The following is a 16805-nucleotide window of genomic DNA, read 5'->3' on the forward strand; positions in this document are numbered from 1 at the left end:
AAAATCCCTTGAGCGGGGGACGACAAAAACATCCCCACTTTGTCCGAAGCCGGAAGGGCGGGGCACATAGGGACTCCGGGGCGTGGGCCCGGGTCGGCGGAAAAATCCCTTGAGCGGGGGACGACAACGAGACAATGCGGTATGGTACGCAAATCCGCGTAAGGTCCGCCGGGACGAGAGCTGTGTCTTATGCCGATATACGTCTATCCGAGGCAAGCACGCGGGGTCATACCTGGTCCTTTTGGCTTCCGGCCGGAAAGCCTCGGGGCTTCCGGTTCGGGAAGGGGGGAGGGGGGTTGCGGGAAGTCTTCTCACCAAGCGGTGGCGGGCGGCTGGAAGAGAGGGGGCAGGATTTTCCATATCGGCTCGTACAGACGCGGAGGGCTTCCGGTTCGGGAAGGGGGGAGGGGGGGTGCGGGACGTCTTCTCACCAAGCGGTGGCGGGCGGCTGGAAGAGAGGGAAAGACTTTCCGCCTGCGAGTGTAAAGAGGCGAGGCCGGATCGGACCCGGAGGAGAAGACCCCTATGGACCCAGGAAAAGAGCGCGGCCTAGGCGGCCTTCACCAGGCGGTCGAAGACGGAAATTCCATGTTCCCGAATCGCGGTCGGGGTAATAGCACCGGCTTTCAGTAAGATGCCACCTTCGGGCCGGTATTGTGATGGTGTAATATATCATCGACCGTCGCGAAGGGGCTTGCGCGGGGATTGATGAGGGTCCGGACAAGGGTTAATTCCGCTTCGCCGGTCGCAACAGGGCCCGATCCGCGATAACGGCTTTGGGAAGCGAGGTAAGGAGGAGCTTGGGGAAGAGAGGACCTCGCATGGGGCCACATACCGCTCCACCGCTCGACACAGGGCCCGATCCGCGATAACGGCTTTGGGAAGCGAGGAAGGGGTGTGCCACATGAAGGGAGGGCGATCACTTAAACGCGGTCTCCTGCTCCTGGGATGCGCCGCGGGGGCGATGGGCCTGCGGTCCTTCGCCAGCATGTCCTTGCCGGAGGAGGAAAGTGATTTCGCGGCGGGACTGGAGGCCCGCCTGGAGACCTTCAATACCCGGGACGGGGCCGTGCTGCGCCTGAAAAGGTACGTCAAGGAGGGCGGGCAACCGGTGATCCTGGCCCACGGGTTCACGGGAAACGGCCTGGAGTTCGACCTACCCCACCGCCGCCAGAATCTGGCTGTGTTCCTGGCCGAGAACGGATACGACGTATGGATATCCAGTTTCCGGGGATGCGGCCGACACCCCTACCGATGCGAGGCTCCGCACTGGCGACACTCCGTGGACCATCTGGCGGCCTTCGACGCCGAGGCCCTCGTCCGCGGAGTGGGTGAGGCCACGGGGATGAAGCCCTTCTGGATAGGGCACAGCATGGGCGGGATGGTGCTCTACATGTACCTCCAGGGGGCGAGTATGAACGACGGCTGCGGGGATGCCTTCAGCACAGATGCCGACCTCGCCGCGGAGCGCAACCGTTCTCTGCTGGGAGGAATTGCCATAGGCAGCCCACCCGGTCTCCGCCAGGGCGGCGGCGACTGGATAGCTCTACTCTCCCGACTCCCCGCCTTCCGCGCCGACGCCAGGGCCCTCGTCCGCTACCTGGAGCGTGTGGACCGCTCATCGCCTTGCATCGACTTCGGCCGTCTGGGGGCCCTATGCGCCGCGAACCCCCGACTGGGAAAGCTGCTGGCCACCCGGGGACCCGTGGCCCGCGCCCTGTACAACGTGAAGAACGTCGACCCGGACGTGGGTTACAGCCTGCTCAAATGGGCCTCCGACAAGGTCACCGCACGCATGACCATCCAGATAGTGCGCCTGGGTCTGGACCCCGACTTCAGGTCCTATGACGGGTCATGGAACTACACCGCGGGCATGCGACGCATCACCGTTCCGCTGTTCTTCGTTACCGGGACACGGGACTTCGCCGGAGCCGAAAACCTGCGCTTGCAGGGTTACGAGGCGGTGTCCAGCGCCATAAGGGAATACCGCTGTTACCCGGATTACGGCCATACCGACCTGGTGATGGGGAAACGGGTCCGGGAGGAGGTCTATCCCGAGATACTGGAGTGGATGAGGAGGGTCGAGAAGAGCAGCTGAGCCGACTTACTACACCATATTACAGTTCATGGCATCCGACCCCTTCCGAAAGGCGTTCCTATCGTGCCGCCGGTGCCCAGGCGCGGGAAAGAAGTGGAGATTTAAATACTCCCGCCTACGCCGCACCATCGCCGGATGACGGTTGGCTTAAAAACGTGCCCCGCAAAACCCATGGACGCTCCTCTCCCTAGCCGGGTGGCAATCAATGGTAGGGACCGTTAAGTGGGGTGAGGATCCTTATTCAAACCTCCTCCCCTTCTTCATCCCATCCCGGACCGGCTTCCTCCGCATCGGCGATCCAGCGGCTGAGCACCTCCACGATCCTTCTGGCCTGCTCCACGCTGGAGATGTTGAACTTGGCCTGCTGCCGGTACTCGCCTCCCATCCTCCTGTAGCGACGGAGGGTAAAGCGGTCCGGGCCGTAACCGCCCCTCGACGGCTCCCACTGGCGGTAGCGGAAGATGACCGTGGCCCAGGTCCCACGGGAGATGATCTCCTTGTCCAGCTCCTGGACCACCTGCACCCCGTCCTCCTCGTAATTGACGGTCGCGTCCTCGATGTCCTCGAACACCTCGCCTCCTCCCCGTCAATGATCGCTCTCGCCTTCGCTCCCGCTCGGCGTCCTACACATCCAATCAAGCGATTCCGGAATCTCCTCCTCACCATCCGCGGACAAGCTCCCCGCAAGTATCCCGTACACCCCGTCGAGCAACGCTCACTCAGCCCTCACAACTCAAGCACCAGCCCCACGGGGCAGTGGTCCGAGCCCTCCACCTCGTTAAGAATGAAAGCCTCCCTCACTCTGTCCTCCAGGTCGGAGCTGACGAAGAAGTAATCTATGCGCCAGCCCACGTTCCTCTCGCGGGCTCCGGTCTTCTGGTCCCACCATGTATAGTGGCCCGGCTCCACGTTGAAGAGACGGAAGGTATCCAGGTATCCCCTCTCCACCAGGCGGTCCATCCAGGCCCGCTCCTCGGGAAGGAACCCGGAGACCCCGCTGTTCTCCTTCGGCCGGGCCAGGTCGATCTCCTTGTGGGCGGTGTTGAAATCCCCGCAGACGACTATGCTCCTGCCCTTTTTCCGCAGCGCCTCCAGGTGATCCAGGAAGGCCTCATAGAAATCGAGCTTGTAGGCCAGCCTCTCCCGGGACTGCTTCCCGTTGGGGAAGTACACGTTGAATAGGAGAAAATCGCCGTAGTCGGCCGCCAGCAGCCGTCCCTCCTCGTCGAAGCGCGGTATCCCCATGGCCCCGCGAACCGAAAGGGGCTCCGGGCGGGAATAGATGGCCACCCCGCTGTAACCCCGGCGGCGGGGCGCGGAGAACCAGGCGCGGTAGCCTTCCACCTCGCGCAGCTCGCGGGGGAGCTGGTCCTCGTGGGCCCGCGTCTCCTGCAAGCAGAGCACGTCCGGACGCGCCTCCAGGAACCACTCCAGGAAACCCTTGGCGTGGGCGGCGCGCAGCCCGTTCACGTTCCAGGATATGAGGGTTAACCGTGACATGCCATTATTCTACAACGGGTCCGCCACCTCGACCTTTCGCCTCGTGGCCACCTTCCACCTCCCGGGTCGAGGCGGGCGACGCGGTCGCATTCCCGAGCTTCCCTCGCGAGGGAGGAAAACCCTGGCGGGAAACGTCTTCCGGTCTTCTTTCGCCCCCATCCACATTTACCCGATGGTGGAAACGAGATCGCTTCCGCCCGTCTTCAGGTTATAGCCCCGCGTTTGTCTGCTCACCCTCCGCCTCCACGGCAGGATCATCCCCCGGCCGCATGAGGTCTGGCGGCCGTGACCAGGGTCTTTCGGGGAAAAGAACGGTGAGCGTGGGCCGCCACCGGCATCAGATGTCTTCCCGTCACATCTCCGGGCACTAGCTCGCAAGCCCCTCCCCGGCAAAACCCGCCGGCAATCCCTCCAGGCAGGCGGCCGGGGTCTCGCCGAGTCTTATATGGATCGAGGATTCACGGGCCTGGATTCGGGTATAAAAGAATTAGGGAACTCGAGAGTCTGGAGGGGGTTTGAGCGGCAACAGGAAACTCGGCGGGGACGGCGGAGACAAGGGGCTCCCCGGCGAACCCGGGACCGCATACGGGCATGCGGAAGAAACCGGAAGCAGCCACCCGGAAGGATTGTTGGAGACCGCCTTGCCGCTGCACGACGTGGCCCTGAGCATCCTGGAGGCGGTGCCGGACGCAGTGGTCTGTGTGGACAGCGACGGCCGCATCGTCTTTATCAACCCGGCGGCCGAGGGGCTTTGGGGATACTCCGCCCGCGAGGTCCTCGGCGCGGAGATAGCCTCAATCATGGTGCCGGAGGACCGTCGCGACTTTCACCGCAACGCCTTCCGTGCCCTCGTCTCCGGAACGGGGCAAGGCACGCTCGGGAAAACCCGGCGTTTTCCGTCCAAGAAGAAAGACGGCACGCCCTTCATCGCCGAGATCTCCCTCGCCTCCTTCACCCACAAGGGTGAAGACTACTACCTTGCCGTGACCCGGGACGTGACCGAGCGACACCGGCTGGAGGAATCCCTGCGCGAGGCCCGCGAACGCCTGCGCATCCTCCACGACAACGCGCGCTTCGCCGTCTTCTCCTACGACCGGAACCTCATCCTCACCAGCGTGAACAGGGTGGTCTCCGACCTACTCGGGTATCGAGAGGAGGAACTGCTGGGCCGCAACGTGCTCGAGCTCGGGGTCCTGCACCCCGACGACTACCCCCGGGTGGCGGCGGCCATGGGGCAGCTATTCGCCGGCCATCCGGCCATACGGGAGGACCTGCGGTTCTTCCGCAGGGACGGCTCGATGATCGTCGCCCATGTCATAGGGGTTCCCCTGGTCGACGAGCGCGGGGAAATGCTGGAGATCATGAACATCGCCCACGACGTTACCGAGCAGAGGCGCATGGAGGAGGAGCTGGAGGCCCAGCGCCGAGACCTGGAGGAAAAGGTAAGGGCAAGGACGCGGGAGCTCGAGGAGGCCTTTGAGCGCCTGGAGCACAGCGAGAGGTACTTCCGGGCCCTCATCGAGAACACCCATGACCTCATCGCCGTACTGGACGGGGACCTTAAAATACGCTACCTCAGCCCCTCGGTCCAAAGGATATCCGGTTACACCCTGGAGGAAGTGGCCGGGAAGAGCGGCCTGGACTTCATCCATCCCGACGACGTACCCCGACTTGTGGAGCGTTTCACCGCACAGCTGGAAAGCAACGGCGTGACGGAAACGGCGGAATACCGCTGGCGCCACAAGGACGGCACCTACCGCTGGCAGGAGGCGGTGGCCTGCAACCTCCTGGACGACCCCGCGGTGCGGGGCATCGTGGTCAACGCCCGAGACGTCACCGAGCGCCATGAGGCGGAGATGAGGCTGCGGGAGAGCGAAGAGCGCTACCGCTCGCTGGTGGAGACCTCCCCCGACGGCATCGTGGTCACCGACCTCGAGGGGAGCATAATCACAGCCAACCGCGCAGCTCTGGAGATCCTCGGGTGCCGCGGGGTTGAGGAGGTGGTGGGCCGCAACGTCCTCGAGTTCATCGCCCTCGAGGACCACGCCAGGGCCGCGGAATCCATGCGCACACCGGTGGGAGAAGAAGGGTTCCGGCGCGACGAGTACATCCTGGTGAGGAAGGACGGCGTGCGCCGCTGGGTGGAGATAAGCGCCTCCCTCCTCCGTGACGCCCGGGGCAGGCCAATAGGTTTCACCGGAATCACCAGGGATGTCACGGAGAGCAAGCTCGCCCGCAGCAGGCTGGAGGCACTGAACAGGACCCTCCTCGGCCTGGGCCATGACCCTCTGGTAAATATATCCAACATAGTGCTTGCCGGCCGGGAGATGCTCAACGCCCGGCTCGCCCGCTATGGAAGGGTGCGGCGCGGGAGGTTCGAGGCCTTCACCTCGGAGAGGCCGGGGGAGGGCTTCCAGGTCCGTGAGGATCCGGAGAATCACCTGTGCTACCGGCTCCTGCAGCGCGGGGTCAGCACCCCGGCCTCCAGCAAGGACCTGGACCTCGCCATGGCGGAGGCGGATCCCGATTTCCTATCCCTCAAACCAAAGGAAATCCTGACCTGTCCCGTCCAGGTCAAGGGCAAGCCCTCGGGGTGCCTTTGTTTCTTCTTCACCGAGGAGCGGAGCTTCACCGCCGCGGACATCGATGTCCTCATCATGCTGGGAAGGGCCATCGCCATCGAGGAGGAGCGCTGGAGCTACGAGGAAGGGCTGCGCGAGTTCGTGGACATCGCCTCCCATGAGCTTCGTCATCCCACCGCGCTGTTAAGCGGTTACTCGCAGCTTCTAAAAGAGCACGAAGGGGACCTTGACGAGGAATCCCGGGAGATAGTCGAGGCCCTCATCTCCTCCACGGAACGACTGGCGGAGATCGTCAACGGTCTGGTCCACACCTCGCTCCTGGAGCGGGACCGCTTCCCGCTCAGGCGGAGCAGGCAGGACGTTGTGGAACTGGCCAGGAAAGCGCTCAAGGAGATGGAGGCGCGATTCCCGGAGAGAGAGTTCCGCCTGAAGGTCAAGGGAGAGATGGGGACGTGCTCCCTCGATCCCATCCGCATCCACGAGCTCCTAGTCGTCCTCCTGGAAAACGCGGTCAAGTTCTCGCCCCAGGACACGGAGGTGGAGCTGGAGGTGGAAGCTGACCCCGTCGGCGTCCTCCTCTCCGTCCTGGACCGGGGAAAGGGGGTGCGGGAGGAGAACCGGGAACGCATCTTCGAGCGCTTCTACCAGGAGGAGCAGGCCCTCTACCACTCGCAGGGCCTGGGGCTGGGGCTCTACCTGGCCCGCTCCATCGCCGAGGCCCACGGCGGCCGCCTCTGGCACGAACCGCGCCCGGGAGGTGGCTCCGTCTTCCGCTTCTTCCTGCCCTACCTTTAAACCGCACGGAACGTTAACCACCGGCTTCGGAAAAGCGCTTTCTTGCGCCACTGCAAGAACAACCGCACCCGGGCATGTTTAAACCGCCCTGAGGATCAAGTAGGAGAACGACTATCAGGAGCTGGAACGATGCGAAAGGGGGCATGTTCAAACCGCCCTGAGGATCAAGTACGAGGGTCATAGAGATTCGGAAGATTCCAGGGTATTCTTCTATCCATGGACATCGGCGCTTGGAAGGAAGGCTTTTTCCGGGAGAGGCCCAACCGCTTCCTGGCCGTGGTGGAAGTGGACGGCGGACGTGCGGAGGCCCACGTTCCCGACCCCGGACGGTTGAGGGAGCTCCTGTTCCCCGGAGTTCGTGTACGTCTGCGGCCGGCGGCCCGGCCGAAGCGGCGCACCGCCTGGGACCTTATCGGCGTGGAATGCCCGGACGGATGGGTGAACATCGACTCCCGCCTGCCCAACCTCCTCTTCGCCGAGGCGCTGCGGGAGGGTCACTTGGAAGAATTTTCCGGTATTAAGGAGATCCTCCCGGAGTATCATTACGGGAACAGCGTCCTGGATTTCCTGCTCATAGGCGAGGGGCCACCCTGCCTCGTGGAGGTCAAGGGATGCACCCTGGCGTTAAAGGGCGTGGCCCTCTTTCCCGACGCGCCCACGACAAGGGGAGTCCGGCATCTCGAGGAGCTCGTACACGCCGTTCAGGAGGGATACCGCGCCTGCGCCGTCTTCGTGGTCAAGCACCCCGGGGCAAGGTCCTTCGCCGCCAATGCGGAGACCGACCCCCTGTTCTCCGCCGTTCTCCGCCGCGCCGCCGAATCGGGCGTGGAGGTCATTCCCTATCTCGCTGCATGGAAGGGCCGGGAGATTCGCCTGGAGTGCCGCCTCCCCCTGGCGGGGTAGATGAAACAGGCTCTTCTTATTCCGAGAAAGAAACGACCTCCAGATTTCACAACTGATAACTTCATCCTCAAAGGCCGCGTTCCAATCGCTAGTAAAGAAGTGAATGCGCGTTGACGCGCTTGCCAGTATGTAGATTCGCGCTTCTCGTGCAGGCCAATGCAAATGTACCGCCACGGCAATCACCGGCACCTGTGGGTCAGGTCGCCTGCTCACTACGGGAGCGGCCCGGTAATGGTGCTCGAAATGGCAGTTCCTTACAGCGCCTCACGGCCACCGCGTGGTCCGGCATCCTTCTAGACCAGAAAACCGCGGCATCGTCGCGTGAAGGGATCACCGTGGGTAACGAGCCGCAGCGCCTTGCGGCCGATTCCTGCTCTCCCGGCAGGGACGGATACAAAAGGAAAACGGGAGCGACCTCATCCCCTCTCTTCCCCGGTGGAGCACAGCTCCAGGAAGCGCTGAAGGAGCATCACCCTTCCCCGTATGGCCTCCGCCCACACCTGCAGCCTCCTCCTTCCCCGCGGGGTGATGCGGTAGACCTTCCTCCGCGGGCCCACAGCGGCGTCCGCCCAGCGCGAGGAGACCAGCCCTTCCTCCTCCATCCGGCGCAAGGCGCGGTAGACGGCACCGGTATCGGGCAGTGGGCCCGGCAGGGGGACCTCCTCCATGCGCCGGATGAGCTCGTATCCGTGAGCCGGTGCGGAGCGCAGCAGAAAAAGCAGGCGGGGCTCGATGAAACGTTTGCCGGGCCCTTCCCGCATGTAAACCCCTACGTCTTCCAGTATGTCGCCTCTCTTCTTACCGCCCGCTCCCACTCCTTCTCCTTTCCTCGCCCTTGCAGATCGTCCTCCGCAGGACGACAGAGGACCAGGCCGTCGAAGCGCTCTCCCCTCTTTCTGTCTCCATAATGCGCACAAGATTTAAAACTAGCGCATGAACATCGAGGGCCAACGCTCCTCCATCTGCAGACGGCCTCCGCATGGCGTAACCGGCCTGCGCATCCACACGGTACTCTCTCCCACCCTCATAACCGCATTCTACTCAAGATTATAATATATATGTCATTGACATATATATTAATAGGAGACCAGGATACTCTAAGGGAGACTTAACCGCTTTTTCCCCAGGCCACATAAGCCTCCGATATGGGACGGATCGGGGTTGCCAATACCCTCTCTCCGGGCCACAGGATGGAAGGGTAAGCCATGCGGTCAAGGGATGGGGGACATCCGAGGTGCAGCCTCCGTAGGATGCGGGGTTTGCAGTGGGCCGGTCACCTCGCATCCCGGCGGGGTGGCGTCAGCGCGACGACCAACAAGCAAGGCCTCCGTCTATAGCACGAACTCCTGGAGGCTGCGTACCTTCGGTCTATGCCGCACCCCGCAGGAAACAGGTAAGAATATCGCCGGTTGGGAACCAGCCCCTTGGCAAAGGATGGAAACGTCACCGGAGAGGAACAAGCCCACAGGCAACGGATAGAAGTAACGTGGAAAGGGAATAATAACTCACGTCAAGATCCCGTGGATCGAGGGCGGACTTAACCCGCCCCGAGAGCGGGTGGGGAAAGAACCGCGAGAACCTGAAACAGGTGCAGGAAGGGTTCTTAAGGCCCTTCGAGCGGGAAGACAAAGAGCCTTAATCCCCATAGTCGGAAGGAAAGGGCTTACGAGTCCCTGGAGGTGAAGAATGGAAGGCGACCGCATCTCTTACCACGAATCGGTCAGGCGCGCCTACCGGCGCCTGAAGGAGGATGGGATAACCAACATCTGGGACCGTTACGAGGCCCAGGGGCTGGGAGGGGACCCGGACAAGAGGTGCCCGTTCTGCTTGGGGGGCGTGCGCTGCGACCTGTGCTCCAACGGCCCCTGCCGGGCGGACGCCGAGAAAGACAAACGCGGGGTGTGCGGCATAACCGCCGACGGGATGGCCATGCGCATGATGGCCCTGCGCAACGTCCTGGGGGCCTCCACCTACCATTACCATACCGAGCAGACCCTGAAGACCCTGCGGGCCACAGCTCTGGGGAAGACGCCTTTTTCCATCGCCGAGCCGGGCAAATTGCGCGACTTCGCCTCCCGCCTGGGATTGGACCTCTCCGGGAGCGACGCCGAGATTGCCTTGCGCCTCTGCGATTTCTGCGAGGCGGATTTCAACCGCAAGGCGGACCAGCCCAGCCTCGTCGTGGAGGCCATGGCCCCGGAGGAGCGCAGAGAGGCATGGAAAAAACTGGGCATCTTCCCCGGCGGCATATACGGGGAGATGATGCGGGTTACCAGTTCCTGTCTGACAAACGTGGACGGCTATTACGCCAGCCTGGCCCTCAAAGCCATGCGCATGGGCATAGCCATGGCCTACCAGAGCCAGCTGGTCAACGAGTACTGTCAGGACGTGCTCTTCGGCATTCCCCGCCCCCACCCCATGCGGGTCAACCTTGGTGTGCTGGACCCGGACTACGTGAACGCCCTTCCCAACGGGCACGAGCCGTTTCTTGGATTCGCCATGGTCCAGCTGGCCCGCCGCCCGGAATGGCAGGAGAAGGCGCGTGCCGCGGGCGCGAAGGGCCTGCGGGTCATCGCCAGCATCGAGACCGGCCAGGAGATGATCCAGCGCTGGTCCATGGATGAGGCCTTCCACGGTTTCACCGGCAACTGGATAATGCAGGAAGCGGTGCTCTCCTCGGGTTGCGTGGACCTCTTCGCCGCGGACATGAACTGCTCCATGCCCATCGACCCCATCTATGCCGAGCGCTACCGCTTCAAACTCATCCCGGTGAGCGACCTGGTGGCCTTCGAGGGGATAGAGGAGCGGCTGGACTACGAGCCCGAGAAGGCGGAGGAGCAGGCGGCGCGCCTCCTGGAGATGGCCATCGAGAACTTCAAGGTACGCCGTGGAGCGGTGGAGACCTTCACCGGGCAACCGGTGGGCGAGGCGGTGGTGGGCTTCTCCACGGAGAGCATCCTGGAAGCGCTGGGAGGCACCCTGGACCCGTTGCTCGAGGCCCTCAAGGAGGGGACCATCAGGGGGGTGGCCGGGCTGGTCTCCTGCACCAACCTGCGGGACAGCGGGCAGGACGTGCACAGCGTGGCCGTGGCCAGGGAGCTCATCAAGAGGGACATCCTCGTCCTCTCCATGGGCTGCGGCAACGCGGCCATGCAGGTTGCCGGGCTGTGCCTGCCGGAGGCCGCGGAGCTCGCCGGCCCGGGCCTCAAGGCCCTGTGCGCCAGGCTGGGAGTGCCACCGGTCCTGAGCTACGGGACCTGCACGGACACTGGCCGGCTGGCGGACCTCCTGGCCGCCGTGTCCTCCGCTTTGGGTGGGGTCCCCATCCCCGACCTCCCAGTGGTGGCCGCCGCGCCCGAATACATGGAGCAGAAGGCCACCATCGACGCCATCTTCGCCCTGGCCCTGGGACTCTACACCTACGTGAACCCGGTGCCCACGGTGACCGGGGGGCCGAAGCTGGTCGAGCTCCTCACCTCCGGATGCCGTGACCTCACCGGCGGCCAGCTCCATCTGGAGAAGGACCCGGTGGAGGCGGCGGAGGGGATGCTCTCCCACATCGAGGCCATGCGGAAAAAACTGGGGATTTGAACCGTCCGGGTTCTGTCGACTCGAGGAGTCCCGGGTTACATGGACTCGAGGAGGGAAAGCCCGTCTTTCCCTCCTCGCGCTTATAAAAACGACGGTTGGCAACCTCGGCGAAAGCCCCCCGCGATCAACCGGGAAGCTTGAGGGTTTCCATTATCTGGACCGGTACCTCCTTGTTCTTCAGCCCGGCGATGAGCGGGAACCTGAGGGCGCGCTTCTTCCCGTCCCTGGTCCGGATGTAGAGGGAGGTCTCCGCCAGGCTGGATAGGAGTTTCATGTCCAGAGGAGCGTACTTGTACCCCTTGTGCACCGAGGCCGCCTCCAGCTCCGTGAGGGGGATTGATTCCTCGCCCTTGACCTTGTTCATCGCGGAAAGCCTCACCAGCAGCAGCCGCCGGTCGGTGAGGGCCACATAGTAATATTTGAAGCCCTTCTCCGAGGCCCATCCCATGGTCACCACCTGCTCCCCCGGTTCCAGGAAAGGGGTGACCTTCTCCCGCATGTCCTCTTCGTTTATCCTGGGCATTGTCCATCTCCTTCTCTCGAGCCAACCGCGGCACATCTCGCCACGATGCCCTACGATCTTGCGCCATGAACCGAGACGATTATCTTATCGCCACCCCTACCGCAATCCTTTAAAGGACGCAGGCCGGCCTCATGCGATGGATCACTTCAAGAGGAAAGCGTGGTTTCCAGAGGGGAGGCGCCGGAGGGAATGCCGCCACTTCCCGCGAGGAACGGCGACTCCGGGGGTGAGGACGTAACCGCGGCCCATCGGCCATCGGATGACCGCTCACCGACGTCCACGCGGGATGATGTGCCCGGCTTTCCCGGGCGGCAACCGTACCTTGTCGCCCGGCGGAACGGGAAAAAGCCGAGCGGCATCATCGGGGAATATAATAAAAGATAAAGAAAAGAGGCACTCGGATGGACAATGGAATCCACCTTTGGGGCAACAGTAACAGCCGGAGTGGGCGCGCTAAGAGCTTGACAAAGATGGCCGCCGGATGGCTCCGGTATTCCTCGGAGACGCGAACGTGCGGATACTTCATAGGAGGATGTTGAGACTTCCGATCGAGGATATTCCGACCGACGGGAATTGGCATCGACGACGTCTGCGAAAGTGCTCGCATAAACGAAACGGGAGGTGGGGCATGAAAAAGAACGCGTCTGCCCCAACTGCGGTTCGTCGGATTCCATGCCTATAGTGTACGGTTATCCGACAAGAGAAGCCGAAAGGCGCGCGGAGGAGGGGATGATCTTGCTCGGAGGCTGTCTGTGTTACGGAGATGAAAGGGACCACAAGTGGTATTGCAGAAACTGCGGCACCTCTTATGGAGGAAAGGGCCAGGACCCGTTCGTGCCTTCTTAGGAATCTATCTCATGGTATCCGCAGGCCTGCAATCAAGTGCGTTACACGGTGCGCGAGAGATCCGCTTGCTCAAAGCCCACATCGAGGCCTGACGATGGCCAGAACAAACATACGGATATGGAAGGAGTTGGAAATGTCCACCAAGGTCAAATCCCTGCTCTTTATCCTGCTGGCCGTGGCGCTCTCCCTCGCCGTCCTTTCCTGCCGGGGAGGCGGGAGCCTGAAGGCCACCGATGAGGAGGGCCCCGCCCGGGTGGAAACGGGAGAAGGAGCGGCGGGCGAAGAGGGCGCAGTCAAGGGGAAGGTGCTCCTGGCCATCGCCCAACGGGGTTTTCAGGACATCGAGTACGACGCCGTGCGCAAAGCCCTCACCGCCGCCGGTTACGAAGTGGTGACGGCCTCCCTCCAGAGGGGCAAAGCCACGGGGACGTCCGGTGCCTTCGTGGACGTGGACCTTTCCCTGGCTGAAGCCGTCGCGGCGGACTACGCCGCGGTGGTATTCATCGGCGGCGAAGGAACCCCTTCCCTCTACGGGAACGCAGATGCCCATCGACTGGCCAGGGAAGCAGCGGAGCGGGGAAAAGTGCTGGCGGCCATCTGCCTGGCCCCGGTGATCCTGGCCCGGGCCGGACTGCTGGACGGCAAGCGCGCCACGGTCTACCCTTCCGCTTCCCGTGAGCTCACGGAGGGCGGAGCCACGTACACGGGAGTTGGGGTGGAGATCGACGGCAGGCTGGTAACCGGAGACGGCCCGGAGTCCGCCGGGCAATTCGCCCAAACGATAATCGAACTGCTTCCTTGAGCCCAGGGGTGGAGAAGAAATAAGTATCCACTCCATCCCGTGGGTCTCGATCGAATAAAGGCTTTCTTGGGACCACGGGCCGGAAAAGAGCGAAAAAATCCACCTCATTCAATGTGCTTCAACCGCATTAGACGCATTTTTATGGCCACATATTGAAAAAGCCAGTGGAAGACTTACTCCAGCCCTCGAGAAGTGGAGGCCTCGGGGCCCACCGCCGCGCAGAAAGCTTTCCAGGGGCAGCGGGTGAGGCAGAAGTCGAGGGGCGCTTTCTCGCGGATCAACCTCATGAGGTCCGCGACCTTCATCTCATCGCCGTAAGAGACTCCCAGCCCCTCGAGGATCCTCGCGTCCCATTTCCTGACCTTCTCCTCGTCCCCGAGCTGGCTCTCGCAACGTCCGTTCCTGTACTCCGTGCAGTGCACGCACAGCTGGTCCGGCCCCTCCGTCACCACCACCCTGGTCTCGGCGTCGTCCTCGGCCAGTTTCCTGACCTTCTGCACTGCGGCGCCGAAGGCGGTCCCCCTTCCCAGGTCGTCCAGGGGCAGAAAGCGGCTGCAGAACATGTGATGGGGTCTCAGCCTCAATAGCTCGACTTTGGGATCGGCACTCATATCAATCCTCCGATGCCGTTACCTCGCGTTCGGTCCGCTGGAGAAGATTCTACACCATCCTTCTTCACCTGTTTCTCGGGCCCCCACCGTCATCCGGGACGGGGATGATTCTCCCAACCGAGGCCAAGCCGGTCTCACAGGTCCTCCAAAACCATGCGAGCCGCTTGCTCGCCGGTGGAAAAGGCGCCCTCCGTGCAGGCGATGAGGAACAGGTACTCTCCGGCTAGATAGAGGCCCTTCACATCCCGGTAATGATGGCGCATGAGATGGTGAATGGCAGGGAACTGGCCGGGGGACTCCAGGTTGATGGCCCGGTCGTACCGTATGCACTCGGTGAACAAAGGTTCGTCGGGGAATTCCGGCCAGTATTTCTGGACCTCCCGGATGACCCGCCGGCGGCGTTCTCCCTCCGAGAGCTCGCCCAATTCCCCGTCGTGCCAACCGGCCGTGAAGCAGTACATGAGACCCGCACCCTCCGGCGCCGTCCTCATGGGTCCGCCGGCGGTCTCGAAAATGGCGGTCAGGATGGATCTCTCGTGCCCCGGGATGAAGGTGGCCACCAGGTATTCGGGGGTTATCTTACGCTCCAGGCCGAAGATATAACTGTATGTCGAGCTGTAACTGCAGGTCTCCAGGGGTTTGCGAATGGTGTCGGGCAAATCGGGCATGATTCGTCGCGCCACGACGGCATCGGTGGCGCAGATCACGCGGCCGTCTCGATGAACCCCTCCGCGGTCTCCACGCCCCTCACCCGCCTGTTCTCGACGACCACCCGCGTGACCGGGGTGGACAGGCGGACGTTATCCTTGACCCTTTCGTACAATGCCTGGTTTATCGACCCCATGGTGTTCTCCATGAGGCATATCCCGCCCATGAGGAACCCCAGGGCGATGAGATGGGCGATGGTGACCTCCTCGGGACGGGCCAAGACCATGGTGCCCAAGAGCGGTGAGATGAAATAATCCAGGATCTCACGACCGCCGTGCTCCAGCGCGAACTCGGCGCAGCTCACGCCCCCCAGCTCCAGCAGGGGTTCGAAATCCCTGGCTTGCGGGTCGAGCCTGCGCATGTAACTGTACATGGAAAGCACCAGCCTCAAGAACTGGGGATAGGCCTTGAGCGGCCAGCCCCGGAAACGGAGGATTTCCGGGAAGGATTTGACCATCATCCCGGGAGTGCCCTTTAACAGGTAATATCTCTTCCCATCCCTCCAGAAGGCCACCCGGAGGCTTTCGGCGAGGTGGGCCTGACTCGACAAGCCCAGCTCCCTGATGAGCCTCTGGGTGGTGGTGGCCCACCTCATCTCCGTGAAACCGGCTCCGATGGGGAGCAGGAAACCGTCCTTTTTCATGCTCCAGCATCTGCCGCCGGGACGGTCGGCGGCCTCCAGGGCCAGGACATCCACCCCGGCTTTCTTGAGTGTATAGGTGGCGGACAGCCCGGCGCAGCCCGCACCCACCACGACCACAGGGTTGGATCCCATTATTCCTCCCTCCCCGAAAAGACCCTCCCGGCTTGAAGCCTTATACGCGCCATACGGTCATCCATATTCCTATTCCGACCCGCTGTCAACAAAAGACGTGGAGATTGGCTCCAAGCCCACCTGTTTTTACACAACACGTGATTAAACATGTCGGGTTTTCATGTGCACCGGTGGTTTTGCCGTTTCCCGTAGAATCCATCGGTCAACTCACCGCAAGGATGAGAAATTTACCGCTCTCCGATGAGGATGTCTTTATCGCGCCTTAGGGGAAAATGCACTAACCGAAGACTTTCTCTACCCCAAAACAACCCGGCGAAAAGGACAAGGCTCGACCACGTGTGTTGGTCTTACCTGTGGCTATACGCTGCTGTCTGCGGCGTTCGCTTTCCCGGAACCCCGGGTTAAGAAAACAGGCCCCGCCCAGGGCCTCCAAACCGATATTTCAATGGAGCCCCTGGGGAGAATCGAACTCCCGACACAGGGATTAGAAATCTCTCTCGTGGAGTGTGCAACATTTTTTGCCTTATTTTATCTAATCTTGTTATATTTGCATTTTTTCGCTTATATTCTGCATATTTACGAACTTAGGGAAAGATCGATTTTGATAGCGTCAAGAAATTTGTGTCCATAGATCTAGCCTTCCTCTGACGACACCAAGTTGTTGAACCCCCGAAGCCGTCTCTGAGCGAGCTTCTCGTTCTCGAACTTAAGAACGAGATAGAGCACGGATAGGAGGCTCTCCTCCGAGGAGAAGGCCTCGATGGTCTTGGTCCGCCGCTTTATCTTTTTGTTGATCCTCTCCAGCTGGTTGGTGGTATAGATGTAAGGGCGTACCTGCTCCGGGTATTTCAAGAACACGGTTAGATGAGGGAAGTTCTCCCGCCAGTAGCGGACCAGTTGTGGGTAGCGCTTCTTCCAACGTTCCTCGAAGGAGGAAAGGGCGATCTCCGCTTCCTTTCTGTCTGCGGCCCGATAGATGGCTTTGAGGCCGGAAAGCACCTCGGAGCAGTCGGAGCGCCTCACCTTCGTCCTGGCTCCTCTCATCGCGTGCACGCAGCAGAGCTTCCGGTC

13 protein-coding genes are annotated in these 16805 nt (G+C 62.2%); 5 read left to right on the top strand and 8 right to left on the bottom strand.

Translation table 11 applies throughout. The annotated features are described in order from the left end of the window. Positions 1–904: 904 nt before the first annotated feature. Positions 905–2098 (top strand): alpha/beta fold hydrolase, encoded by a 1194-nt coding sequence (locus H7007_RS05200; RefSeq protein WP_287153628.1) that lies wholly within the window; start codon positions 905–907, stop codon positions 2096–2098. A gap of 241 nt (positions 2099–2339) precedes the next feature. On the opposite strand, the gene H7007_RS05205 is transcribed toward H7007_RS05200, so the two are convergent. Further along, the gene (locus tag H7007_RS05205) at positions 2340–2669 is read right to left on the bottom strand and encodes a hypothetical protein (protein ID WP_287153630.1); all 330 of its coding nucleotides are present in this window, start codon (positions 2667–2669) and stop codon (positions 2340–2342) included. 155 nt (positions 2670–2824) lie between these two features. Beyond that, entirely contained in the window at positions 2825–3598 is a 774-nt protein-coding gene (locus tag H7007_RS05210) for an exodeoxyribonuclease III (RefSeq protein WP_287153632.1), read from the bottom strand. A 629-nt stretch (positions 3599–4227) separates the two neighbouring features. Here H7007_RS05210 and H7007_RS05215 point away from each other — a divergent pair. Together H7007_RS05215 and sfsA are read left to right on the top strand one after the other, a co-directional pair. Next, the gene (locus H7007_RS05215) at positions 4228–6975 is read left to right on the top strand and encodes a PAS domain-containing sensor histidine kinase (protein WP_287153634.1); all 2748 of its coding nucleotides are present in this window, start codon (positions 4228–4230) and stop codon (positions 6973–6975) included. 216 nt (positions 6976–7191) lie between these two features. After that, on the top strand, positions 7192–7878 hold the full coding sequence (gene sfsA, locus H7007_RS05220) for a DNA/RNA nuclease SfsA (RefSeq protein WP_287153636.1): 687 nt from the start codon (positions 7192–7194) through the stop codon (positions 7876–7878). Between the two features lie 416 nt (positions 7879–8294). Here sfsA and H7007_RS05225 read toward each other — a convergent pair whose 3' ends face one another. Further along, complete coding sequence (locus tag H7007_RS05225; RefSeq protein WP_287153638.1) at positions 8295–8693, bottom strand: PadR family transcriptional regulator; 399 nt, start codon at positions 8691–8693, stop codon at positions 8295–8297. Positions 8694–9564: 871 nt separating this feature from the next. Between H7007_RS05225 and cooS the strand changes: the two genes are divergently transcribed. Beyond that, positions 9565–11469, top strand: a complete 1905-nt coding sequence (cooS, locus tag H7007_RS05230) for an anaerobic carbon-monoxide dehydrogenase catalytic subunit (protein WP_287153640.1) — start codon at positions 9565–9567, stop codon at positions 11467–11469. Between the two features lie 124 nt (positions 11470–11593). Here the strand turns inward: cooS and H7007_RS05235 are convergent, their stop codons facing one another. Further along, positions 11594–11992 (bottom strand): hypothetical protein, encoded by a 399-nt coding sequence (locus H7007_RS05235; RefSeq protein ID WP_287153641.1) that lies wholly within the window; start codon positions 11990–11992, stop codon positions 11594–11596. Positions 11993–12971: 979 nt separating this feature from the next. On the opposite strand from H7007_RS05235, the gene H7007_RS05240 reads away from it, so the two are divergent. After that, complete coding sequence (locus H7007_RS05240; protein WP_287153642.1) at positions 12972–13640, top strand: DJ-1/PfpI family protein; 669 nt, start codon at positions 12972–12974, stop codon at positions 13638–13640. A gap of 173 nt (positions 13641–13813) precedes the next feature. Here the strand turns inward: H7007_RS05240 and H7007_RS05245 are convergent, their stop codons facing one another. The 4 genes from H7007_RS05245 to H7007_RS05260 form a co-directional block, all read right to left on the bottom strand. Further along, the gene (locus H7007_RS05245) at positions 13814–14251 is read right to left on the bottom strand and encodes a DUF1284 domain-containing protein (protein WP_287153644.1); all 438 of its coding nucleotides are present in this window, start codon (positions 14249–14251) and stop codon (positions 13814–13816) included. A 134-nt stretch (positions 14252–14385) separates the two neighbouring features. Further along, complete coding sequence (locus H7007_RS05250; protein ID WP_287153646.1) at positions 14386–14919, bottom strand: FAD-dependent oxidoreductase; 534 nt, start codon at positions 14917–14919, stop codon at positions 14386–14388. Between the two features lie 35 nt (positions 14920–14954). After that, positions 14955–15734: an FAD-dependent oxidoreductase gene (locus tag H7007_RS05255; protein WP_287153647.1), complete on the bottom strand. Its 780-nt coding sequence runs from the start codon at positions 15732–15734 to the stop codon at positions 14955–14957. 633 nt (positions 15735–16367) lie between these two features. Further along, positions 16368–16805: transposase (locus H7007_RS05260; RefSeq protein WP_287153649.1), on the bottom strand; the 438-nt coding region annotated here is incomplete at its 5' end.

The sequence above is a fragment of the Candidatus Solincola tengchongensis genome (genome assembly GCF_015711935.1).
GTDB lineage: Bacteria > Actinomycetota > Geothermincolia > Geothermincolales > RBG-13-55-18 > Solincola_A > Solincola_A tengchongensis.